Source organism: Sulfitobacter sp. EhC04 (assembly GCF_001650875.1).
GTDB lineage: Bacteria > Pseudomonadota > Alphaproteobacteria > Rhodobacterales > Rhodobacteraceae > Sulfitobacter.
On sequence record NZ_LXYI01000008.1, the window covers coordinates 246,496 to 268,940 of the forward strand.

The 22,445-nt window shown below is 58.3% G+C and carries 18 protein-coding genes; 9 read left to right on the forward strand and 9 right to left on the reverse strand.

Annotated features, from left to right (window positions below; genetic code table 11):
- Window positions 1-146 precede the first annotated feature (146 nt).
- Window positions 147-752, reverse strand: a complete 606-nt coding sequence (locus tag A8B82_RS04100; protein WP_067288538.1) for a TetR/AcrR family transcriptional regulator — start codon at window positions 750-752, stop codon at window positions 147-149.
- A gap of 603 nt (window positions 753-1,355) precedes the next feature.
- Window positions 1,356-2,456 (reverse strand): helix-turn-helix domain-containing protein, encoded by a 1,101-nt coding sequence (locus tag A8B82_RS04105; protein ID WP_161489415.1) that lies wholly within the window; start codon window positions 2,454-2,456, stop codon window positions 1,356-1,358.
- 142 nt (window positions 2,457-2,598) lie between these two features.
- Here A8B82_RS04105 and A8B82_RS04110 point away from each other — a divergent pair, with 142 nt between their 5' ends.
- Both A8B82_RS04110 and A8B82_RS04115 read left to right on the forward strand, forming a co-directional pair.
- Window positions 2,599-3,558 carry a fatty acid desaturase gene (locus tag A8B82_RS04110; protein WP_082899124.1) on the forward strand — a complete coding sequence of 320 codons (960 nt, stop codon included), beginning with the start codon at window positions 2,599-2,601 and terminating at the stop codon, window positions 3,556-3,558.
- A gap of 25 nt (window positions 3,559-3,583) precedes the next feature.
- Window positions 3,584-3,748, forward strand: coding sequence for a rubredoxin (locus A8B82_RS04115; RefSeq protein ID WP_067288546.1), 165 nt, complete (start codon window positions 3,584-3,586; stop codon window positions 3,746-3,748).
- A gap of 262 nt (window positions 3,749-4,010) precedes the next feature.
- On the opposite strand, the gene A8B82_RS04120 is transcribed toward A8B82_RS04115, so the two are convergent.
- On the reverse strand, window positions 4,011-6,083 hold the full coding sequence (locus A8B82_RS04120; RefSeq protein ID WP_235604613.1) for a 3-hydroxyacyl-CoA dehydrogenase NAD-binding domain-containing protein: 2,073 nt from the start codon (window positions 6,081-6,083) through the stop codon (window positions 4,011-4,013).
- A gap of 491 nt (window positions 6,084-6,574) precedes the next feature.
- Here A8B82_RS04120 and A8B82_RS04125 point away from each other — a divergent pair, with 491 nt between their 5' ends.
- The 3 genes from A8B82_RS04125 to A8B82_RS04130 all read left to right on the forward strand — a co-directional run bounded on the left by A8B82_RS04125 (window position 6,575) and on the right by A8B82_RS04130 (window position 9,032).
- On the forward strand, window positions 6,575-7,567 hold the full coding sequence (locus tag A8B82_RS04125; RefSeq protein WP_067288550.1) for an NAD(P)H-dependent flavin oxidoreductase: 993 nt from the start codon (window positions 6,575-6,577) through the stop codon (window positions 7,565-7,567).
- A 26-nt stretch (window positions 7,568-7,593) separates the two neighbouring features.
- A complete protein-coding gene (locus A8B82_RS24135; RefSeq protein WP_161489416.1) occupies window positions 7,594-7,746 on the forward strand; it encodes a hypothetical protein in 153 nt (50 codons plus the stop codon).
- A gap of 128 nt (window positions 7,747-7,874) precedes the next feature.
- On the forward strand, window positions 7,875-9,032 hold the full coding sequence (locus A8B82_RS04130) for an iron-containing alcohol dehydrogenase (RefSeq protein WP_067288552.1): 1,158 nt from the start codon (window positions 7,875-7,877) through the stop codon (window positions 9,030-9,032).
- A 33-nt stretch (window positions 9,033-9,065) separates the two neighbouring features.
- Here A8B82_RS04130 and A8B82_RS04135 read toward each other — a convergent pair whose 3' ends face one another.
- The 5 genes from A8B82_RS04135 to A8B82_RS04155 form a co-directional block, all read right to left on the reverse strand.
- Complete coding sequence (locus A8B82_RS04135; protein ID WP_067288555.1) at window positions 9,066-9,602, reverse strand: winged helix-turn-helix transcriptional regulator; 537 nt, start codon at window positions 9,600-9,602, stop codon at window positions 9,066-9,068.
- Window positions 9,603-9,874: 272 nt separating this feature from the next.
- Window positions 9,875-11,068: an acetyl-CoA C-acyltransferase gene (locus A8B82_RS04140; protein WP_067288557.1), complete on the reverse strand. Its 1,194-nt coding sequence runs from the start codon at window positions 11,066-11,068 to the stop codon at window positions 9,875-9,877.
- Window positions 11,069-11,139: 71 nt separating this feature from the next.
- On the reverse strand, window positions 11,140-12,348 hold the full coding sequence (locus A8B82_RS04145; RefSeq protein WP_067288560.1) for a multidrug effflux MFS transporter: 1,209 nt from the start codon (window positions 12,346-12,348) through the stop codon (window positions 11,140-11,142).
- Window positions 12,345-12,773 carry a PaaI family thioesterase gene (locus tag A8B82_RS04150; RefSeq protein ID WP_235604614.1) on the reverse strand — a complete coding sequence of 143 codons (429 nt, stop codon included), beginning with the start codon at window positions 12,771-12,773 and terminating at the stop codon, window positions 12,345-12,347. Before A8B82_RS04150 ends, A8B82_RS04145 begins: the two co-directional genes overlap by 4 nt.
- Before the next feature lie 172 nt (window positions 12,774-12,945).
- Entirely contained in the window at window positions 12,946-13,392 is a 447-nt protein-coding gene (locus A8B82_RS04155) for a hypothetical protein (RefSeq protein ID WP_201120736.1), read from the reverse strand.
- Window positions 13,393-14,009: 617 nt separating this feature from the next.
- Between A8B82_RS04155 and A8B82_RS04160 the strand changes: the two genes are divergently transcribed.
- The 4 genes from A8B82_RS04160 to A8B82_RS04175 all read left to right on the forward strand — a co-directional run bounded on the left by A8B82_RS04160 (window position 14,010) and on the right by A8B82_RS04175 (window position 20,454).
- A complete protein-coding gene (locus tag A8B82_RS04160; RefSeq protein ID WP_067288568.1) occupies window positions 14,010-15,641 on the forward strand; it encodes a GMC family oxidoreductase in 1,632 nt (543 codons plus the stop codon).
- A 13-nt stretch (window positions 15,642-15,654) separates the two neighbouring features.
- Complete coding sequence (locus A8B82_RS04165; protein ID WP_138069662.1) at window positions 15,655-17,286, forward strand: long-chain fatty acid--CoA ligase; 1,632 nt, start codon at window positions 15,655-15,657, stop codon at window positions 17,284-17,286.
- Between the two features lie 33 nt (window positions 17,287-17,319).
- On the forward strand, window positions 17,320-19,050 hold the full coding sequence (locus A8B82_RS04170) for an aldehyde dehydrogenase family protein (RefSeq protein ID WP_067288697.1): 1,731 nt from the start codon (window positions 17,320-17,322) through the stop codon (window positions 19,048-19,050).
- Between the two features lie 138 nt (window positions 19,051-19,188).
- A complete protein-coding gene (locus tag A8B82_RS04175) occupies window positions 19,189-20,454 on the forward strand; it encodes a TetR/AcrR family transcriptional regulator (protein ID WP_067288574.1) in 1,266 nt (421 codons plus the stop codon).
- A gap of 110 nt (window positions 20,455-20,564) precedes the next feature.
- On the opposite strand, the gene A8B82_RS04180 is transcribed toward A8B82_RS04175, so the two are convergent.
- The gene (locus A8B82_RS04180; protein WP_067288577.1) at window positions 20,565-22,343 is read right to left on the reverse strand and encodes an acyl-CoA dehydrogenase C-terminal domain-containing protein; all 1,779 of its coding nucleotides are present in this window, start codon (window positions 22,341-22,343) and stop codon (window positions 20,565-20,567) included.
- Window positions 22,344-22,445 lie beyond the last annotated feature (102 nt).

A 22,445-nucleotide genomic window follows, 5' to 3' on the forward strand; every position in this document is an offset into this window, starting at 1 on the left:
TGCGTGCCGGGATGCGTGAAAGTCGCCTCAAGAACTGTCCCTGTTCGGGCAAGCGTGTATGGAGAAAAATCTTGCCGACCATTCAGGTGCTGCCGGGCTGCAGGTCGAATTCTGTGCCGCGCCAGTTACAAAAGGCGCGCGCAACGTCATTGTTGCTGCCCTTGCATACCGCTGCCTGCAGTCAATCCAGCCAGCAAGCTCTCGGCCGCCGACTGTCGGAACTGCGTCGCCATTTCCTCATCGTTGACAATGCGCGAGATGAGAAGTGCGCCGACCATCGTCGACAGTATGGTCATGGCCTTTGGGCCGGTCTTTTCATCCTCGGCTTCACCGATCCATTCAACAATCTTGCTGAGGTATTCTTTGATTCCGGGCTCGAAAGACGCCTTTACCCCGGCGCCCTGCCGCGCGGCGTCTGAGCCGAGCGAAACAACCGGGCAACCATCCATCTTCATTTCGAGATGATCCTGACCAAGATAGAAGTCGAGTATCGCGCGCAGTGGATCCTGCGGATTAGACTTCTCCAACTCCGCCCATTTGTCGGTCGCGCTTTCCATCGCCCGCTTGGATGCCAGCACGGTTAGATCCTCTTTGGACGCGAACTGCTTGTAGAATGCGCCCTGTGTCATCCCGGCCGCCTTCATCAGATCCTTGACCCCAATGCCGTCAAATCCGTGGGACCGAAACTGTCGGCTTGCCTCGTTGATCACTCTTTCGCGATTCTCCGCAGCCTGAACACGACTTACACGCATCCTCACCCTCCCCTATTTTAGATTTCGTTAATAATCAATACTGCAATTACAGTTCGAACGCAATCAATATTTGCGCCCTATAGTGCTAAATTGGAACTAATATCCGTCGAGGAAGGCATGCGCAATGCCGCCCGCGGGTGGCTGCAACCACCACCCTATCTGAAGACATCCGAGAATAGACTGGTAAGTGCGCGCCGACTCCGGGCCTCGCAATGGTCCTGCCTGCCTGGACTTCAGCATCGCTGAAGAGAAGATCATGAGGCGGCGACGCCATTGTCTCTACAATCGTGAAACGTCACCTCTTTGACGGAACCTGCACAGGACGCCTGAGCGGCAACAAATCTTCTACTTCTATTTCAGAACCAACTTTAGGGCCCGAAGGACCAGGGCTGCCAACCACCGGGTCCTTGAAAAGTGGGGGCTTTGTCTGGCGCGCGCCACCCCGCCCGCTTGCCCAATTTCGTCCCATTCGCCGACGCGCATGCCCACTTCCATGCCAATGCATGTCGTGAGGCGCCCACCGCATTCAGCGGACAGCACAGCGCGTGTTGCCCGCGCCTCGACCAACAACAGATCTCTCAGGCAGGCCGTGAAATGCCGTTGCTAGGGCGCTTCCGTCTGTCGGGCCCCGCCCAACGCACCGCGCAGCGCGGCCCTGTATTGGCTGGGGTTGCAGCCCTGTACACGCAGGAAGTTTCGGGTGAACCCGGCCTGATCGCTAAAGCCGATCTGTTCGGCAATAGCAGAAAGCCGCATGTCCGAGGTGCGCAGGAACCAGCATGCCAACTCGCATCGCGCCTCGTCGAGCAATAGCTGGTAGCTCACGCCCTCGGATGCCAGTTTTCTGATGACCGTCCTTTTTGAAATTGCGAGTTGGTCAGCCACTTCGTTCAGTGTCGGCCAGAAGTTCATTTTCTGGCGGATTATGTGCCGAACCTTGGCGGCCGTACTGCCCATCATTCTTGTCAGCTCGTCTTCACCAGCCATCTTGAGCTGTTCGCACAATCCCGGCTCTGCGCCCGGCAAGGGCTTTGCCGCCATATCCAGCGGCACCTGAATACTGAGTGTTTGCGCTTCGAAATCGAAAGGGAGCTCCGATTGGGTCAAATGTCGCGGCAGCGACGGCATCGCCCAGGGAAAGGTGAGGCGAATCGTGTCGGCAACAGCATCATCAGCAGCGGCCCTGAGAATGTTGAAAAGGGCTGTCGCGGTGGCGTAGCTGAGGAATTTCTCAAATTCACTCAGATACACGCGCGGGCGTAGTTCCAGGACTGCCATATTGCCTTGCTGGAGGCTTCGGTACTCGAACATCGCATTGCGCAGCGCAGTATAGCGCCCCGTGTTCATCATGGCATCCCACAGCGTCTCGCTGGTCGATGCAAACAAGCCTACCAATCCATGCGCCGCCGGTGGAAAAGCCAAACCAAGTTCGATACCGGCAACAGGCTGCAAGGCACCTCTATAGGCCACGAGCATGGGCAGAAAGGTCAGGAGGGGAAGCAGCCGCGGCTGTCCGGATGCGGCGCGTGGATACGCCCCGAAGTGTTTGGCCGCGATATGAAAGTATGCAGAGTGAAGGCATGGTTCAAACCACGACGGTGGTAATTCGCCATAGTTTTCCGGTCTGTTATGGATGTGCCCCGCCATGGACAGCCCCGCATCCCTGTGAAATGTCACTTTAAGCCAAATTTTTGGCAACTTCAACCATAGCCCACTGACGGCTCGCGCGTCACAGTTTACGGGACGGAACCTCGTTGAAGGCGCGGGGCCGGAATTGCTTTGGGAGGAGCTAGCATGATTTATCAAATATCCGACACTTTCGAAAAGTTCGTGGGGGAGACCAGCCATGAGCACTAATGCGTCGGCACGCCATCCCGTGATTATTCCGAAGGAAAAGCAGACCGAGCTTTACCGCCTGACGAACCCGCCAACCATTGCATGGCCGACGGTAGCGGTGCTGCTCTATGTCATGGGTGGCGTCATCGCCGTGGACATTGCGGCGCTGACCGGGGTTATCCCGCTTTGGCTCGGGATGATCCTGAACGTCGCGACCATGTACCCGTTTTTCCATGTCATGCACGATTCGTTTCATCGGGCCGCCTCGTCCAACGTCAAGATCAACGATTGGATCGGTCGGCTTGTCCTGATCGCAGTGGGCTTTCACGTCAACTTGGGCGCGGCGCGCTATTCGCACATGATGCACCACCGTTTCGTCAACGGACCGAATGACCCTGACCATTATTTCCACGGCAAATGGTGGACGCTGCCGTTTCGCTGGATGACGATGGATTATCATTATACTTGGTACAATCTAACGCGGGAAGATCCGCGCGGGCGCAAGGTCATGATCAAAACGCTGCCTTGGTCGATCACCATGTTCGGGATCTACGCAGTACTGATCTACATGGGTTATGGTTGGGAATTGTTGCTGCTGTGGTACATGCCGCTGCGCCTTGCGCTTGGTCTGATCTCATTTGCCGTTTTGTGGCTGCCGCATATTGACGGTGATGAACACGGCGAGTTGGCGCATATCGGGGCGGGCACCCATGTTGCAACGACCGGCGACACCCTGACGGCGGCCACCACCATGCGGCTCGGGTTCGAAAAGATCCTCGCACCGCTGTTGCAATGGCACAACTACCACTTGATCCACCATCTTTGGCCGACAACCCCGTCCTACAATCACGCCAAGGTCTGGGCGCTTCTGGAACCTGAATTGCGCGAGCGCGATCTGCGCATCCAGCACGACTTTGACCTGATCCCCGTTTTGCATCACGGCCGCGCGTCCGCCGTGCCTGCAGAGTGAGCCAAGCAAGGAAAGGGAGAACATAATGAGAAAATATCGCTGCGCTTACTGCGCCCATATCTACGACGAAGCCTTGGGTGACCCGGATTCCGGCATTGCGCCAGGAACCCTGTATGAGGATATCCCCGACGACTGGTATTGCCCGGAATGCGGTGCGGGCAAGAGTGATTATCATCTCATCATGGAATGAGATTGCCAAAATCAGACGCCTCGACCCCGACAACACCCAGCCGCACCAGATGCGGCTGGGTTTTTTCATGAGATGAACAAGCAGCACGCGCTCGGAAGCGAGCGTTGTGATGCAGGATCACAGGCCGCGACACCCCCTGCCCTCAACATACGAAAAAAGCCGCCTTCGCACAGTTAAGTGCGACGGCGGCTTCCATTGTTGGTTTCATCTGTCTCGATGAGGGTAGCCAGAATTGGTCCCCAAATTCATGGGCACCGCACAGTCATGCGTTGAATGCCTTGCTTTGCGTGGCAAGTTTCTTGAGCAGCGGCGCGGGCTGGAAATCCTCGCCCAGCTTCGCCTGATAGCTTTCCAACCGCGCGACGATATGGTCGAGCCCAACCGTATCGGCGTAATGCATTGGCCCGCCGCGAGATCTTGGGAATCCATAGCCATTGGCCCAGACCACATCAATATCAGAGGCCCGGATCGCGATCCCCTCTTCGAGGATCTTCGCGCCTTCGTTGATCATCGGGTAAACGCAGCGTTCGAGGATTTCCTCATCCGAAATCGTCCGACGGGCGATGCCGTTCTTGGCGGCAAAATCCAGGATCAGCTCTTCTACAACTGGCGATGGCTGGGGCCTGCGGTTCTCATCATAATCGTAATAACCTGCGCCGGTCTTCTGGCCACGGCGATCCATCTCGCACAGAATTTCCTGAATCGTTGATCCGGTCGAGGTTTCCCGCGACCAGCCGAGGTCCAGCCCCGCCAGATCGGCGACGGAGAAGGGCCCCATTGCGAAACCGAATTCCAGGTGGACGCGATCGACGTCCCAGGGCATTGCGCCCTCCAGGATCAGGCCTTTCATTTCGCGCAATTGCTGCGCCAGCATCCGGTTGCCGACGAAGCCAAAGCAGACCCCGACCAGCACCCCGATCTTGCCGATCCGTTTCGCCAGTGCCATCGCGGTGGCGACATTGGCAGGGTCCGTTTCCTTGCCGCGTACGATTTCCAGAAGCTTCATGACATTGGCGGGCGAGAAGAAGTGAAGACCCAGCACGTCTTGCGGCCGCGAGGTCGCCGCCGCGATTTCGTCAACATCCAGGAACGAGGTGTTGGTGGCCAGAATGGCACCGGGTTTGGCGATCGCATCCAGCTTGCCGAACACCTCTTTCTTGATGTCCATATTCTCGAACACCGCCTCGATGATCAGATCGACATCTCCCAGATCCTCAAGCTGTAACGAAGGGCTGAGAAGCGCCATCCGGGCTTCAGCTTTTTCCTGTGAGAGGCGGCCTTTCTTGACGGTGTTTTCATAATTGCGCCGGATCGTTTCGACGCCACGATCAAGCGCAGGTTGGTTGGTTTCGACGATTTTGACCGGAATGCCCGCATTGAGAAAATTCATCGCAATGCCGCCGCCCATGGTGCCGGCCCCGATGACGCCAACCGTGCCAATCGCGCGCGCTGGCGTATCAGCGCTCAGCCCTGGCACTTTCCAGACCTGACGCTCGGCAAAAAAGACATGCCGCAGGGCTGCTGACTGTTCGCTGGTCATAAGCTCAAAGAACATCTGATGTTCCAGTGCCAGACCTTCCGCAACCGGCAGATTCGCCGCTGCGTCGAGAGCGCGCATAACATAGTCCGTCGTATAGGCGGCGCGGATCTTGCGGTCGGCATCCTTGAGAAGCGTCTCAAGGATTTCCGGCTTACCCCTGGCCGACACGACTTTATCGTCGATGTCGTCTATCTTGCGCAGCGGCCCACCATCCTGGACGATCTTGTTGGCGAAGGCGACCGCGTCCGCCCGCAGCGAATTCTCTCCGGTCAGTTCGTCGATCACGCCCATCTCAAGGGCCTGTTTGGCATTGAACGGCGCGCCGCTCGTGATCAATTGGAATGATTTTTCGATGCCGACGAGTCGCGGCAGGCGCTGTGTACCACCGGCACCGGGGATCAGCCCCAGGTGAACTTCAGGGAAACCGAACGACGCGGACGGGCTTGCGATCCGGTAATGGCACGTCAGCGCGGTTTCGAATCCACCGCCAAGTGCACTGCCATGAACCGCCGCAACGACGGGCTTTGTCGCCGCCAGCAGGGCATCCTGCATGTCATACAAATTGGGCGAGGCAGGCGCCGCGCCAAATTCGGTAATGTCCGCCCCGGCGATAAAAGTCCGCCCTTCGCAGAGCAGCACAACTGCCTTGACCGCGGCATCGTCCTGCGCGTGTTTCAGCGCGTCGATGATCCCTTTGCGGACCGCAAGCGACAGCGCGTTCACTGGCGGCGAATCGATCGCCAGCACGGCAATGTCGCCTTCCCTTGTCAGGCTCGTAACTTCGTTTATTTCCACCTTTCGCCTCCCTCGACGATTCATTTTTTGAACTGATGCGCGAATATTCAGCGACAGATCAGACACATCCGTACAGTAAGACTGATCGAACGGCGCAGTCTGCGGCCGCGATCAAAGCGGTCTTCGCACCAAAATCCGCCTCGACATCACTTTGTTCAAGTTAGTGCTAATATAAAACCTATTTATAAGACCAAGACATCACAAGCAGTTTTTTGGCTCCATAAATTGTTTTGATTTAATATGCTGGCGGAAAATCCGGATTTGAATGGTTGGTCATATATTAAAACTGATTATTGAGGGCTTCGGGAATCAGGCCAGGCGCTTTCGACGACCAGTGGCCAGATGCGAATGCTGCATTACTGACGCAAGGACGTTGCGTCAAAGTGAACTGCCCTCTTGCCACACAGAAAACTACAGTTCATTATTAGCACTAAGTTAGCACCCAGACGCCCTTCGGCTGACGGCGGCCTAAACGAGAGGAGGCATTTCCAGTGCGAACAAACATCACGGAACTTTTCGGCATCGAACACCCGATCATCCAGGGCGGCATGCATTGCGTCGGTTTGGCAGAACTTGCCGCGGCGGTATCGAACGCGGGTGGGTTGGGAATTATCACCGCACTCACGCAAGGGTCGCCCGAGAACCTGGCCAAGGAGATCGCGCGCTGCCAGGAGATGACGGACAAGCCGATTGGCGTGAACCTCACCTTCCTGCCTGCCGTCAATGCCCCCGACTATCCGGGCTATGTCCGGGTCATCATCGAAAGCGGCGTCAAAATTGTAGAGACCGCAGGCAATAATCCGTCCCAAGTGCTGCCGGCACTGCACGAAGCGGGAATCAAGGTCATCCACAAATGCACCTCGGTACGCCACGCCCTGAAAGCCGAGTCGATTGGCTGCGATGCCGTCAGCGTCGACGGTTTCGAATGCGGTGGCCACCCCGGTGAGGACGACATTCCCAACATGATCCTGCTGCCGCGCGCCGCTGACGAGCTGAAGATTCCCTTCGTCGCTTCGGGTGGCATGGCGGACGGACGTTCGCTGGTTGCCGCGCTGGCGCTTGGCGCCGGTGGCATGAACATGGGCACGCGCTTTGTCGCGACCAAGGACGCGCCGGTGCATGAGAATGTGAAACAGGCGATTCTGGATGCGACCGAGCTCGACACCCGGCTGGTGATGCGCCCGCTGCGCAACACAGAGCGAGTTCTGAACAACAAGGGTGTGGAGCGTTTGATTGAGAAGGAAAAGGAGCTTGGGGCAAGCCTCAAGTTCGAGGACATCGCCGACGAAGTCGCGGGCGTCTATCCGCGGATCATGTACAAAGGCGAAATGGACGCCGGGGCCTGGTCTTGCGGCATGGTGGCCGGCCTGATCGACGATATCCCGACCGTGGCCGAACTGATCGACCGCACGATGGCACAGGCCGACGAGATCATTCGCCGTCAATTCGGCCTGATCTCAGCACCGATGGCCGCAGCCTCCTGACCCTCTCCGCTGGAAAGAGCGGGCTCATGAACCTTGCCAACACTGCCGAAGAAGAACGCTTCAACGGCGAGGTTCGTGAGTTCTTCGCCGCTGAACTGCCTGGTCGGTTGTCGGACAAAAGGCGTGACAGAGACGTGGACGACCAAAGTCGATTCAACTGCACAGCGGTATCAGTATGACCGAACAGGTGGATGAACCGCATTTCGCCAATCGTCTTCTGTAGAACCGTTCACTTATCCGGCAACAATAACCAACATCATTTGCAACACGTCGCGCAGTACCTAGCCTGACAGAAAGGGACAACACCATGAGACTTGAGGGACAACACAATTTTCCAGAGATGGAGCGGGTGATCTACGGCAAGCCTGCGGCGCAGGCGGTCCTGGCCGAGGTCGATCTGGTCGGTGCCAAACGGGTCTTCTTCCTGGCCAGCCGGACGTTGAATACCAAGACCGAAGAGATTGAAAAGATCCGCAAGGCGCTCGGCGACCGCTATGCAGGCACTTATGATGGCATGCCTCAGCACACCACTCGCAAGGCCTGTCTGGACGCGGCGGGCAAAGCGCGCGACGCCGGTGCCGATCTGATCGTGGCGATTGGCGGCGGGTCGATCATGGACGCAGCCAAGATTGTACCGATGCTGATGGGGGACAATCCGCCCACCGAAGCCAGCCTGGACGATTACGTCGGGATCGAACCCAAAATCCGGTTCCAGCCGCCGCCGTTCCGGGTGGTCGTGGTTCCGTCGACACTGAACGCCGGTGAATTCAACGCCGCCGCGCTGGTCACTGACGAACGCACCAACCTCAAGCAAATCTTCTTCCATCCGCTGATGATGCCGGTTTCGGTGATCATGGACCCGGAGTTGGCCATGCTGACCCCGACAGAATTGTGGTTTGGCTCGGGCACCCGCGCGATGGATCACGGCATCGAGGCACTGTGCTCAAGAAACGGCACGCCTCTTACAGATGCCGTCGTGCTCGCCGGAATCCGCGCGCTGCGCGACGGCATGCTCGCGACCCTTGCCGATCCCACTGACCTCGAAGCGCGACGCCTTTCGCAACATGGTGCCTGGCTTGCCGCGTCGGGCCTGCAGGTTCGGGTGATGATGGGTGCCAGCCACGGCATCGGTCACGTTCTCGGTGGTACGTTCAACGTCCCACATTATTTCTGCACCTCGGTGATGATGCCCAGTATTCTACGCTACAACGCGCCCTCGACAGGCGAGGCGCAAGTCAGGCTCGCTGAAGCGCTGCGGGCAGAGGATGGCCAGGACGCGCCAACAGCGCTGCGCGCCCTGTTCGACAAATTCGGCCTGCCCTCGACACTTAAGCAGGTCGGCGTTGAAGAAGCCAACTTCGACAAGATCGCGTCGATTGCGATCAACCACATGTTCGTGAAACTGAACCCACACCCGATCACGAACGAAGCCGACGTGAAAACGATCCTCAAGCTTGCGGCCTGAGGTCGATCATGTTCGCTGGCAGGCCTGACACGTTCAGGCCTGCTTGGCAGCGCGTCTCGGCTTGTGTGGATGTTTGTGCGGTTTGTCGGGAAGCACACCCAAAGGCAAATGGATGGCGCTGTCAGCGCCCTCGCCTGGAATAACACGCACTTCGCGCGCTGTTACCTCTTCACCACATTCCGAACAGGTCATCACCGGCTCGAAAATTTGCCCGCATTCAAGGTGTTGATGCAGAAGCGGACGCCCCTTGCCCCCGGTCATGTGGATATCGCCCCAATGGACCAGGGACATGACGATAGGATAAAGGTCCAACCCTTTCTGGGTGAGCCGGTATTCGTAACGCGTGGGGTTCTGCTGATAGGCAACTTTGGTCAGAACAAAATGTTCGACAAGTTTCTTGAGCCTGTCGGTCAGAATAGGCCGTCCGATCCCAAGACGGCGCTGAAAATCATCAAAACGACGCACCTTCAGGAAACAATCGCGGACGATCATGAGAGTCCAGCGGTCGCCGATTACGGACAAGGTCCGCGAGAAGGAACAGTGTTGATCTCCGAGTTCGCTCCATTGCATCGGTCAATGGTCCTTTTGAGCTGCGGTCAGTGTAAAATATGAACTAATATGCGCAAACGTCAAGGTACCCACAACTAAAAAGTGCAGAGCCAATAGGGTTAGCAATTCCGAACGAGTTCTTTTTATGGGTCAAGACGGTCAGATCCAGGCCGGGTCTTCCATTTTCCAATGCAAGTTTCCAATGCCTGCATCCGCCCCAAGGTAAGGGCGGATACCAACGTGGTGCCTGACCGGGTTTGCGGAAGTTGTGCTAACGCGGCAAGTTGCGGGGCTTAGGCCGCAAGTTCAATCGTTATCGCGGTCGCCTCACCGCCACCGATGCACAACGACGCCACGCCGCGCGTCAAACCGCGCCGCTGCAGGGCGTGCAGCAATGTGACAATCAACCGGGCGCCGGTGGCGCCGATCGGATGGCCAAGCGCGCAGGCACCGCCGTTGACGTTGAGCTTGTCGCGGGCGATCCCCAAATCCTTGGCTGCCGCCATCGCGACCACGGCAAATGCCTCGTTGATTTCGAACAGGTCAACATCGGCGACGCTCCAGCCAGTTTTTTCCAGCACCTTGCGGATCGCCGGAATTGGCGCGGTGGTGTACCAGGCTGGTTCCTGGCTATGGGTGGCATGGGCCTTGATCTCGGCCAGGATCGGCAGGCCCTCACGCTCGGCTACGGAACGACGGGTCAGGATCAATGCCGCGGCACCATCGGCATTTGCCGAAGCGCTGGCCGCAGTGATGGTGCCATTTGTGCGGAAGGCCGGGCGCAATGTCGGGATCTTTTCAGGCGAGACTTTCAACGGGTGCTCATCTGTATCGACCTGCTTGACGCCGCCTTTTACCGGCACGTCTATGGGCGCGATCTCATTGGCAAAGGCTTTGTCTTCTATCGCCTTGCGGGCCCGCGTCAGCGTTTCGACTGCAAATTCATCCTGATCGGCACGGGTGAACTGATAAGCCTCGACAGCAGCTTCACCAAAATCGCCCATGGGACGACCGGGTTCATAGGCGTCTTCCAGCCCGTCGAGCATCATGTGGTCAAAGACCTGCCCATGTCCGGCGCGATAGCCCGAACGCGCCTGTTTGAGAAGGAAAGGCGCGTTCGACATCGATTCCATGCCACCGGCGACGATAATCTCGGCAGTTCCGGCCCGGATCAGATCATGCGCCAGCATGGTCGCCTTCATCCCCGATCCGCACACCTTGTTGATTGTCGTTGCACCTACCGCATCAGGCAGTCCGGCCCCACGTGCCGCCTGTCGGGCGGGTGCCTGTCCCTGCCCGGCGGGCAGGACGCAGCCCATGAACATCTCTTCAACCATGTCGGCTGCAAGATTGGCACGTTCAAGCGCCGATCGAATGACATGGGCTCCAAGCTCGCTGGCTTGCAGCGGCGCAAGATCACCGAGAAACCGGCCGAGCGGCGAACGAACCGCCGAGACGATAACGATTGGGTCTGAGGTGGTAGTCATGGTCTTTTCCTTTGGATGTTATTTCAGCGAAACAGTCCCGCTGAGAGATATTTTTTCATACAGATCTGAGATCAGGTTACCTGCGCGCCAGCTCTGCGCTTGAATGCAACGGGTGCAAAAATCAGCAACGACAGCGCCGACGATATGAGCAGGACGTTGGCCAGCGCACCGTTTGCCGACATTGGCAGCATGGCCGCCACTGTGGCACCAGCCGCTGCAAATGCCATTTGAAGAAAGCCCAGCAATGCCGAGGCCAAACCAGCCTGCTTACCAAAGGGCTGAAGCGTAATCGCTGTTCCCAGCGGGGCGATGAACCCGCTGCCGAACAGATAGAACGTCAGCGCCCCGCAGAACGAGGCAAAGCTGAGCATTTCGCCCAGGCCCAACAGCAAGCTCGCCGCAATCAGATTGATCAGAATGCCCACCATGCCGATACGGGCCGGGCCAAATCTCTGCGACAGGCGCGGGCCCAGAAAACTCGCAGCGAAAACGACAAGAACCGTTCCGGCGAAGAACAGGCCAAGCTGGAACGCGCTCAGGCCAAAGGTGCCGATCAACACTGCCGGGGCGGTGGCGAAGATCGTATAGAGCCCTCCCACCGCAAAGCTGACCGCCAATGCCGGAAACAGAAACAACCGATCGACGAAGAGGCGACCGTAATTGGCGAGAATGGCGGTCACGGACATGCTGACCCGCGAAGCCTTTGGCAAGGTCTCCCCCGCGCCGATCCAGTAGAACACCGCCAGCACAGCGCCGATGACGGCGACCAAGACAAAGGTGATACGCCAGCCGAACAGGCTATCCAGAGTGCTGCCGATCAAAGGTGAAAAGCCCGGCGCCGCTGCCATGGCGATCATCACCGTTGACATGGCCCGCGCCAGGGCTGGCCCTTCGAACAGGTCGCGGGCGATGGCGCGCGACAGAACTGACGCCGCACAGGCCCCAAGCGCCTGGACGATACGGCCCAGGACCAATTCAGAGAGGTCGTTGGCCATCGCGCAGAGCACGCTGCCGATCACGAACAGCACGAGACCGCTCATGACTGTCCATTTTCGGCCAAACCGATCAGAGAATGGACCGACGACAAGCTGCCCCACCGCAAAGGCGATGAAAAAGCTGCTGAGAGTCACCGTCAATGCGCGCTGATCCACACCCAGCTCGGCACCGATGCGCGGAAAGACCGGAAGAATGATGTTGGTCGCCAGCGCCCCCAACGCCGCCAGCGCCGCCAGGAGAACTATGATACCACGGGTCAGCGGGCGCTCTGCTGCAACGCTCATAATGCGCTCACGGCAACGCAAGTCGAGGTGCCGTGGGCGAATAACTTGCCCTCGTAATTCTCGATCCGCCCTTCCAGTGTGATCAGCGTTTTTCCCTGCGAAACGACTTTGCCGATGATGCGCAGCGGTCCGATGTCCAACGGGATCGGGCGGATAAATTTGACCGAAGTCTCGTGGGTCGGGGCCATCTCACCGACATTCAGTGTACTTTGTGCAGCCAGTCCCATGACCGTGTCCAGCAAGGTCATGCCCCAACCGCCGTTAACCATATTCAGCAAATTTGCAAACCGCGGCTCTGGTGTCGCGACGAGTTCGACTTCGCCGATTCTCTCGGGCATGAGCATTTCGAACGGCATGATCTGCTTCATCGGCGGGCGCGGCACAACATTGGCGGACAGGCCCTTGACCATTTCAAAGCCGGTCATCTGCATGATCTCTGCACGCGAAAGCTTCTTTCCGCCCGCTGGCGGCAATTCCGCTTGCGCGCCGTCTGCATTAGTCGTCATGCCAAATTTCCTTCTCGGCTCCGGTGAAATCGGCGGTCCATTCCATGAAATGAATCGCGTTCCAATAAGTGACTATGTTCATTTGCATTTGTCAAAGAACCTCAGACGGTTCGATTGCGCCCATACCACCGCCGATGCACATTTCATCCGGTTTCGCCCCGGCGAGAGCCATTCCGCCCAGGCTCACCCGCTTGGATGCGGTGGCCATCGCAATCAGCCCCGAGGTGTATTCCCGATCAAGTGTGATGCCCGAAACGGTCACCGGTAGCCCCGCACGCAGGGCCCCTGTGCACCCGGTCGTGCGTACAAAGCCTTGCGGCAATGCGCGGCAAAGCCGCCAATTGTCGATTTCCGCAGGATCGACACCACGGCGCGGCATCGCGTTTTTGATGGCGTGGGCGGCAAGCTGAGTCGGCGGGGTCGCATTGAAAAAGCCGCGACAGGTCGTACCAATAGCTGTTCGTGCCGTTGACACATTAAGCGCGTTTCGCATGGGTCCGCCTTCTGCTTCCAAATTTGATTCTTGTAGCTGGTTCAACTTGGGTCCGGCTCGGGCCCGACTAGCGGGGCTATCCTGACGCAATCCATGTGTATGTGACTACAGCATCCACGGTGCTGCCCCTCCATCTGGACGCAGGTAAACAGACGCCCCCTTCAAAAACTGTACATATGTTCAGATTTTTGTTGCGTCAAGCGAAAGTGAGTCTAAAAAGGAGTCACTGGAGGGCGTGATCGCGGCGCTATCTGACGATCACTGGGAGAGAAACGAAGATCAGAAATTGGCATATGATAATGGACTGCGCCATCTCGAATGAGATGGTGAACCGGCGATGAAACCTGAACATCGCAGCGCTGATTCCACCGCGCAACGGAAAGGAACTGTACGTTCCGTCAGTAACTTCGTCATGGTGCCTTGATGGACCGATGGACAGTGCCGCCCCAAGCGGTGCCGTTCATGGCCGTCACTTGAAAACGAAAGGCCATTTCGGACGGCACTCTTGTGACAATGCTGAGTGCCCTAAGGTTTGAGGAGCGGAGATCTGCGTGCGCTGCGCGTGGCGCTGGATACCAGGGTCACTGAACGTGTTCCGGTACTACCAAATGCCCGGCGGGCCGCGGATGCAAGATCGACGGAAATTGCTCGGGGAGGAGCACATGAAATACGATTACGTTATTGTCGGAGGGGGCTCGGCGGGTGCTGTTTTGGCAGCCCGCCTGACCGAAGATCCGAATGTTTCGGTTTGCCTTCTTGAGGCAGGCGGCAATGCCAGCAGCCTCATCATTCGAATTCCGATCGGCATGATTCCGATCTTTGGCAGCAATGGCCGGATCGCGAACTGGAACTATGACACGGTGCCGCAACCAGAATTGAACGGGCGTCGCGGCTATCAGCCGCGCGGCAAGGGGTTGGGCGGCTCCAGCGCAATCAACGGCATGATCTATATGCGCGGCCATAAATCGGATTATGACGACTGGGACAATCTGGGCTGCGAAGGCTGGAACTGGGACAATTGTCTGCCTTATTTCCGGCGCGCCGAGAACCATGAACTTGGCGGCAACGAGTTCCACGGTGACAGCGGGCCGCTTCAGGTGTCCAAGCTGCGGTCGCCACGCTCGATCAGCGACGATTTCGTCAAGGCCGGCACGGAAATGCAACTACGTCAGGTCGATGATTTCAACACCGGCGACAATGAGGGCGTCGGATACTTTCAGGTGACCCAGTTCCACAAAGGCAAAAAGCGCGGCGAGCGCTGCTCGACCAACTTTGGCTATTTGGCTCCGAACCGGCACCGCCCCAATCTCACGGTCATTACCAAAGCCCAGGCGACACGCATCCTGTTTGAAGGCAAGCGGGCCACCGGCGTGGCCTATCGTCAGGGTCGCGCCGACAAGACGGTCGAGGCGCGGCACGAGGTTCTGCTCTGCGGCGGCGCCTTCAATTCACCGCAGCTGTTGCAGTTGTCCGGCATCGGACGGCCCGAGGATATCCGCCCATACGGCATCGGCATGGTGCATGAATTGCCGGGCGTCGGCCAGAATCTGCAGGATCACATCGACTTTGTCCTGTCGTTCGTAACCAGTTACAAAGGCGGCTTTGGTGTCGGGCCGGTCCCGGCGCTTCGGATTGCCGGGCACGTCATAAATTGGATGCGAACAGGCGAAGGTATGGCGGCCTCCTCCGGTGCCGAGGGCGCGGCATTCTTCAAAACCGATCCCAACCTCGAACGGGCCGACATCCAGCTTCACTTTACCATCGGCATGGTCGACGATCATCTGCGGAAATTGCACCTGGGTCACGGCTATTCTGCCCATATGTGCGTCTTGCGGCCACATTCGCGCGGCGAGGTCTTTTTGCAAAGCGCCAATCCATTGGCGCCGCCGGGCATTGACCCTGCCTTTTTGACCGACCGCCGCGACATGGACGCAATGATCAAGGGCGCAAAGATGGCGCGCCAGATCATGAAAGCGCCCTCGATGGTGCAGCACGAGGTCAGCGAATTCTTCGGCGTCGGCGACAACATGACCGATGCGGATTGGGAGAGCCATATCCGAGCCCGCGCCGATACAATCTATCACCCGGTCGGCACCTGCAAGATGGGCACGGACGATATGGCCGTGGTCGACCCGGAGCTGCGCGTGCGCGGCATCGAAGGACTGCGTGTCGTCGATGCGTCGGTCATGCCGACGCTGGTGGGCGGCAACACAAATGCCCCGACAATCATGGTTGCAGAGCGCGCAGCCGACATCATTCGCGGACGCCTTCCGGCGCGTGCCGCGGCAGAATAAAGGAGGAAACACCGTGCAAAATTCAATGATGTACTTTCCGTTGACGATCGGTTCGCTGATTGATCACGCAGAGCGTAACTACCCAGGAAGCGAGGTCGTTTCGGTTGAAACAGCCGGAAACATTGACCGCAGCACCTGGGGAGAGGTGGCGCGCAATTCCCGGCGTCTGGCCTCGGCCCTGGCCAAGCTTGGCATCACGTTCGGCGAGTGCTGCGGCACAATTGCCTGGAACAACCGCCGTCACCTTGAGATTTACTTTGGCGTCTCCGGCAGCGGGCTGATCTGCCACACGATCAATCCGCGCCTGACACCCGAACAGATCGCCTATGTGGTGAACCATGCCGAAAACAAGGTTCTGTTCCTCGACAAGACGTTTCTGGGCTACGCAGCAAAGCTTGGCGCGCATTTCAATACTGTAAAACACATCGTCCTGCTGGGGCCGCGCGATGAAGAGGCGGCAGCGATGGTGCCCGGCCTGATGTTCTATGATGAACTTCTGGAGACGGGTGACGCCGATTACCGCTATCCCGCCGACCTCGACGAGAATACACCGTCGAGCCTGTGCTATACTTCTGGCACCACCGGACTGCCCAAGGGCGTTCTTTATACCCACCGGTCGACAGTCCTGCATTGCCTTGGCGGCAACACCGCTGATGGCCTTGCGCTCTCCAACCACGACACCGTGATGCCGGTGGTGCCGATGTTCCACGTCAACGCCTGGGGGGTGCCGTATTGCGCGGCAGCGATTGGTTCCAAGCTGGTTTTGCCCGGACCGTTCATGGACGGCCCAAACCTGGTGAAACTGATTGACGACGAAGAGGTGACAATTGCATTGGGTGTCCCCACCATCTGGCAGGGCCTGTTGCAGGCCCTTGAACAGTCCGGTTCCAAGGTGCCCAGCCTCAAGCGCACGCTTGTCGGCGGTTCGGCCATGCCGCCTTCGATGATCCGCACGTTCCGTGAGCTTTATGACGTTGAGGCGGTACATGTCTGGGGCATGACCGAAACCTCGCCGCAGGGCACAGTGAACCGCGAGGTGAAAAGCCAGCTTGGCCTGCCTGAAACCGAGCGCGCGAAAATCCGTGAATCGCAGGGCCGCCCGCCCTATGGCGTTGAACTGCGGATTGTCGATGACGCCGACACCGCCCTGCCCAATGATGGCACGACCCAGGGCGCGCTGCAGATCCGCGGCCACTGGATCGTGGAAAGCTATCACCGCAGCGGTGCCAGCGCGCTGACCGACGATGGCTGGTTTGATACCGGCGATGTGGCGACGCTCGACGAAAACGGCTTTATGCGCATTCGCGATCGCGCCAAGGACATCATCAAGTCAGGGGGCGAATGGATTTCGACCGTCGAGCTTGAAAATATCGCGATCGCGCACCCCAGTGTCGCCAATGCCGCCGCTATCGCCGCGCGCCACGAAAAATGGGACGAGCGCCCGATCGTGATTGTTCAGAAAAAGCCTGGGGCGGACGTCACGGAGGCGACGATCTTGGCGCTTTTCGACGACAGAGTTGCCCGCTGGCAGGTGCCGGACAAGGTGATTTTTGTCGAGCAACTGCCACTCGGCGCGACCGGAAAAGTACTCAAGGCTACGCTGCGCGAAACCTATGGCGACGTGCTGATAACCGAAACCGCCTGACAACTTTCAACATGGAGAAAAAGTGAGATGACGATGGAACACAAGGACATTGCTCCCGAAGATTACTCGCAGCTCGATTCCGATATCGCTGCGCTTGTGGCGGCCAAGGACAGTTGGGCCCAAACCTCGATTGCCAAACGGCTTGGTCTGTTGGCGCAAGTCAAAGACAGAATAATGCAGCAGGCGCCAGCCTGGGTCGAGATTTCGGGGCGCCGCAAGATGTTGCCGGCCGACTCCAAACAGGTCGGTGAAGAGTGGTTCGGCGGACCCTATGCCGCCATCGCGGGCTGCAACGGTCTGATGGAGACCCTGTCGCAGATGGAAGGCAAAAAGTTTCTGAACGGCCTGTCCAAGCGTGTAACAACGTCCGGGCAAGTGGCGGTCAGGGTCATGCCACACAACAAGTGGGACCGGCTTTTGATGTCTGGTGTCTCGGCCGAAGTCTGGATGCAGGACGGCGTGACCCTGAACAATCTGAAGGATAATACAGCCAGCAGCTATAACGCGCCTGCGAATGAGCGCAAAGGCAAGGTCGCACTGGTTCTGGGCGCGGGCAATATCTCTTCCATCGCGCCGCTCGACTGCTTCTATAAGCTGTTTGTCGAGCATCAGGTGGTGATTTTGAAGATGAACCCGGTCAACGACTATCTGACCCCGATTTTCAACCAGGCCCTGAAACCGCTGATCGACATCGACGCCTTGCGCATTGTGCGCGGCGACGGGGTTGTCGGCGAATATCTGACCAGTCACCCGGACATCGAAGAAATCCACATCACCGGCGCGGGTGCCACCCATGATGCCATTGTCTGGGGTCCCGGTGCACAGGGCAAGGCGAACAAGGCCGCCGGGACACCGCGCAATACCCGCCGTGTCACTTCGGAATTGGGCGCAGTCTGCCCGACGATCATCGTGCCCGGTCCCTGGACCAGGGCTGATATCGCCTTTCAGGCGGAACATATCGCAACCCAGAAGCTCTATAACTCCGGCTATAACTGCATCGCCTGTCAGACACTGGTTTTGCCGGGCAACTGGAGCAAGACCGGCAAGCTGATGGAGGCCGTCAAGCGGCACATCTCCAAGTCGGACCGGATCGCCTTCTACCCAGGCACCGAACAGCGGGTCAACGACTTCAAAGAGCATGGCGACAACATCGTCATGCTGCCACGTGGCAAGTCATCGCCCTTCCTGATCTCGGAATTCACCGAGCACTCAAAAGAGCATCACGCCGAAACCGAGGTCTTTGGTCCCGCTTTGGGAGTCCACAAGATCACCGCCAAGAACGCGGAAGCGTATTTGGTGGCGGCGGTCAAATGGGCCAACGAAAACCTGCATGGCACCCTGGGGGCTAGTGTCCTGATCCACCCCAGAACCATCCGAAGTATCGGCAAGAAACGCTTCGAATCGATCATCTCCGATCTTCATTATGGCACCATCGGGATCAACACCTGGGCCCTTGTCGGCTTCTCGATCTCACAAACGCCTTGGGGCGCGTTTCCGGGGCACACTCTGGATGACGTACAGTCCGGCATCGGCTCGGTTCACAACGCCTATATGTTCGACAAGACCGAACGCACCATCCTGCGCGCGCCCTGGCGCCCCACCCCGCGGGCGATGCTGTCCGGTGGAATGACGCTGCTGCCACGGCCGCCCTGGTTCGTCACCAACCGCAGACAAGTGCGCCTTGGTCGCCTGCTGACACGCTTTTTGCACCGGCCAAGTTGGTTCAAGATCCCGCGCATTTTTTTCAATGCATTGCTTGGATAGGCATTGCCGGTCAGTTATCTGATTTGATAATCGGGCTTGAACTGGTGGGCGGCCGAACGCTGCGCCGCCCACCGAAATCCAAGGCGGCGCAGTTCATAATCTCTGCGGGTCGATCGAACGAAAGGCCGTCCGGGCACCATGTACGCCAAGAAACCCAAGCAATCGCGTTCGGTCGAGACTCTCCGCAACATGACCGACGCCGCCATTGGCCTGATCGCCGCCGAAGGCCTGTCTGCCCTGACCCATCGCAAGCTCGCCCAAAAGGCCGGCGTCTCGCTGGCGCTGACGACCTATTATTTCCCCAAGAAGGCCGACATTCTGGTGTCGGTTTCCAAGACGGTGCTGGAACGCTATCGGCACAGATTCGACCGGGCTTTGGAAAGATACCTGCGCAAGGATCATGTTCCTCAAAGTATGTCGGAATTTACCATCAGGGTGATCCGCATCACAGTTGATGAAAATCGAGAGCAGGCTTTGGCCTGGGCCGAAGTCTTTCTGGACGGTCTGCGTAACCCGGACAGTGCTGCCCTGGTCTGTGAATCCATGCAGGAACTTCAGGACGTCTGGGGACGCATAAGGGATTTGATAGAGCCGGACTTCAGTGATGAAGCGCTCCGGTCACGGATCGACCTCGTGGTCGGACTGACCTACATGGGTCTGGGCCTTGATCTGCGAAAACGTCAGGTCGACGATACGTTTCTGCGGCAACGTCCGGCAATGGAAATCTGGAAACCGTCAAAACACATCGTTCAGGCCGCCGTTCCAGATCAGAAAAAGGCGCGGCAGGCACCAAAAGAAGCAAAGACGCGGGCGCGAATATTGGAGGCCGCGATTGAAGTGGTGACCACAGAGGGCATGTCCGCCCTGACCCACCGCAAGGTCGCCGCCATGCTGGGGCTGGCAGCTTCGGCACCCAGCTATCACTACCCGAGTATTTCGGCGCTCCTCGAAGATGTCCAGGTTGCGCTTTTCGAGGCATCGAAGGATCGCTATCGCGAGGTTGCAGCAGAGGCTGGCAGTCAGTCCTGGACGTTCGAGCAACTTTCCGACACGACAGCAGTCATCCTGCAACGTGAAGCGATGAACTTCGCGCAGGAAAGCCTGACACTTTATCAGTTCTGGATTGAAGCCTCCCGGCAACCGGCGATCCGTCTAAAGGTCTGGGATTCGATACGCAGTCAGGCGGTGGCCTGGGACCGGGTTTTCGAACAGGTTCTCGGACGGCCCCAGCATTCGCTTGGCATCCTGGCTGTCGCGCAATTCGCAGGCAAGCTGGTTCGCATTCATTATTCCAGCCCGCAATTGTCGACTCTGGCTCTCGTCAGAAAGGAATTCGAGGCTGACTTCAAGTTGATCGCCGCTGGTAAATACCTCGTCAAACCCGAGATCGAAGCCGTGCGCTGAACCCCTGACCAACCGCAGAAAACTGGATTCGGGTTGAGGCACAGGAGGCCGCAGTCGTCACGAAGAATCCTGCGTGACGCTCTCCAGCATCCAGTTTCCCTTGACCAAGATTACACGCTGGCGTCGGCAAGTTCCATCAGCGTATCCGGTCCGGCTTCCAGCGCGGCCATGTGGCTGTCGGCCTGTGGAGAGACCCTGGCAAAGAAGAACCGCGCCATCGCACGCTTGCCGTCACGCTGTTCCTTGGGAAAGCTGGTGTCGGTCTCGGCGGTGATCACCATCTTGGCCCAGACAAACCCAAGCGCTGTCAGCGACAGGATTTTCAGATAGTCCATGGAGCCGGCAGCCAGAGCGTCGGGATCGGCGGCACCTGCTTCCGTCAGTACGGCGGTGGCACGTTTCAACGTGCCAAAGAGCTTTTCCAGAGGTTTGATGGTTTCGGCCAAAGCCGCGTTGTCGCTGTGTTCGGCAATCAGGTCTTCGATGGGCCGGAACAAGTGCTGAACCATCCGGCCCTTCTCCATCGGCAGCTTGCGGGCCACCAGATCCAACGCCTGAATGCCGTTCGCGCCTTCGTAGAGCGAGACGATGCGAATATCGCGCAGGATCTGTTCCATCCCCCATTCGCGGACATAGCCGTGGCCACCAAAGACCTGAATTCCGTGGTTGGCCGCTTCAATACCGATCTCGGACAGCCAGACCTTGACCACCGGCGTCATCAGCGCCACGAAAGCCGCCGCATCCGCGCGCGTGGCGGCGTCCGGATGACGGTCGGCAATATCGACATGCTTCATGACCCAAAGTGCCAGCGCCCGCGCGCCCTCGCCGAGCGACCGCATGGTCAACAGCATGCGACGCACATCCGGGTGAACGATGATCGGATCGGCCGCCAGATCGGGGCGCTTCGCGCCGCTGATCGACCGGCTCTGCTGCCGGTCGCGGGCATAGTCGACCGCAGTCTGATAAGAGACTTCCGCCGCACCCTGCCCCATGCCTGACAACAAAAGACGTTCGGTATTCATCATTGTGAACATCGCCCTGAGGCCTTTGTGCGGTTCACCGATGATCCAGCCCTTGGCGTTGTCGAAATTCATCACACAGGCAACCGAGCCCTTCATGCCCATCTTGTGTTCGATCGACCCACAGGTGACCGTATTGCGCTCCCCGAGCGCGCCGTTCTCGTCGGGAATGAATTTCGGCACCAGAAACAACGAAATACCGCCCGCCCCTTCTGGCGCATCCGGCAGTTTGGCCAGAACCAGATGGACGATGTTATCCGACAGGTCCTGCTCGCCACCCGTGATGAAGATCTTGGTGCCGGTGATCATATGGGTGCCGTCATTGCCCGGTTGCGCCTTGGTACGCATCAGGCCGAGATCGGTGCCGGCATGCGCCTCGGTCAGACACATCGTCCCGGACCAAACTCCGGAAATCATGTTGGGCAGATAGGTGTTCTTCAACTCTTCGCTGGCATGAGCCTCGATTGCCATCGCCGCACCATGGGTCAGACCGGTGTACTGAAGGAAGGTCATGTTGCAGGCGCTGAGGATCTCGGTGACGCAGTATTCCATGAAATGCGGCAGCGCCTGCCCGCCGAATTCTTCCGGCCCGGTCAGCGAAAGCCAGCCGCCATCGACAAAGCGGTCATAGGCCTCCTTGAACCCCGGAGGCGACGTCACCTTGCCGTCCTCGAACTTTGCGCCAATCTCGTCACCTTGCCGGTTGAGCGGTAGCAGCACTTCGCTGCCAAAGCGTCCAGCTTCAAGCAGGATCTGTTCGATAAGGTCCCAGGACAGATCCTCGTGCCCCGGAAGGCTGGACAGTTCATCCAGCCCTAGAGCTGTATGGACAAAGCGATAATCCGCGATCGGGATGCTGTATTTCGTCATGATTTCCGTTCTCCTTCAGACCCGACGACCCGCAAAAGGCCTGTCCCAGATCAAAACTTGTGCCTGATTGCGCGCGAACAAATGGCACCGGCCACGCCATGC

Excerpts from the sequence above, each read along its gene's own strand:
- A8B82_RS04100 (WP_067288538.1), bottom strand. The coding sequence starts at position 752 with ATGCGTGTAAGTCGTGTTCAGGCTGCGGAGAATCGCGAAAGAGTGATC.
- A8B82_RS04110 (WP_082899124.1), top strand. The coding sequence starts at position 2,599 with ATGAGCACTAATGCGTCGGCACGCCATCCCGTGATTATTCCGAAGGAA.
- A8B82_RS04115 (WP_067288546.1), top strand. The coding sequence starts at position 3,584 with ATGAGAAAATATCGCTGCGCTTACTGCGCCCATATCTACGACGAAGCC.
- A8B82_RS24135 (WP_161489416.1), top strand. The coding sequence starts at position 7,594 with ATGAACCTTGCCAACACTGCCGAAGAAGAACGCTTCAACGGCGAGGTT.
- A8B82_RS04130 (WP_067288552.1), top strand. The coding sequence starts at position 7,875 with ATGAGACTTGAGGGACAACACAATTTTCCAGAGATGGAGCGGGTGATC.
- A8B82_RS04135 (WP_067288555.1), bottom strand. The coding sequence starts at position 9,602 with ATGCAATGGAGCGAACTCGGAGATCAACACTGTTCCTTCTCGCGGACC.
- A8B82_RS04140 (WP_067288557.1), bottom strand. The coding sequence starts at position 11,068 with ATGACTACCACCTCAGACCCAATCGTTATCGTCTCGGCGGTTCGTTCG.
- A8B82_RS04145 (WP_067288560.1), bottom strand. The coding sequence starts at position 12,348 with ATGAGCGTTGCAGCAGAGCGCCCGCTGACCCGTGGTATCATAGTTCTC.
- A8B82_RS04150 (WP_235604614.1), bottom strand. The coding sequence starts at position 12,773 with ATGACCGGCTTTGAAATGGTCAAGGGCCTGTCCGCCAATGTTGTGCCG.
- A8B82_RS04160 (WP_067288568.1), top strand. The coding sequence starts at position 14,010 with ATGAAATACGATTACGTTATTGTCGGAGGGGGCTCGGCGGGTGCTGTT.
- A8B82_RS04170 (WP_067288697.1), top strand. The coding sequence starts at position 17,320 with ATGGAACACAAGGACATTGCTCCCGAAGATTACTCGCAGCTCGATTCC.
- A8B82_RS04175 (WP_067288574.1), top strand. The coding sequence starts at position 19,189 with ATGTACGCCAAGAAACCCAAGCAATCGCGTTCGGTCGAGACTCTCCGC.
- A8B82_RS04180 (WP_067288577.1), bottom strand. The coding sequence starts at position 22,343 with ATGACGAAATACAGCATCCCGATCGCGGATTATCGCTTTGTCCATACA.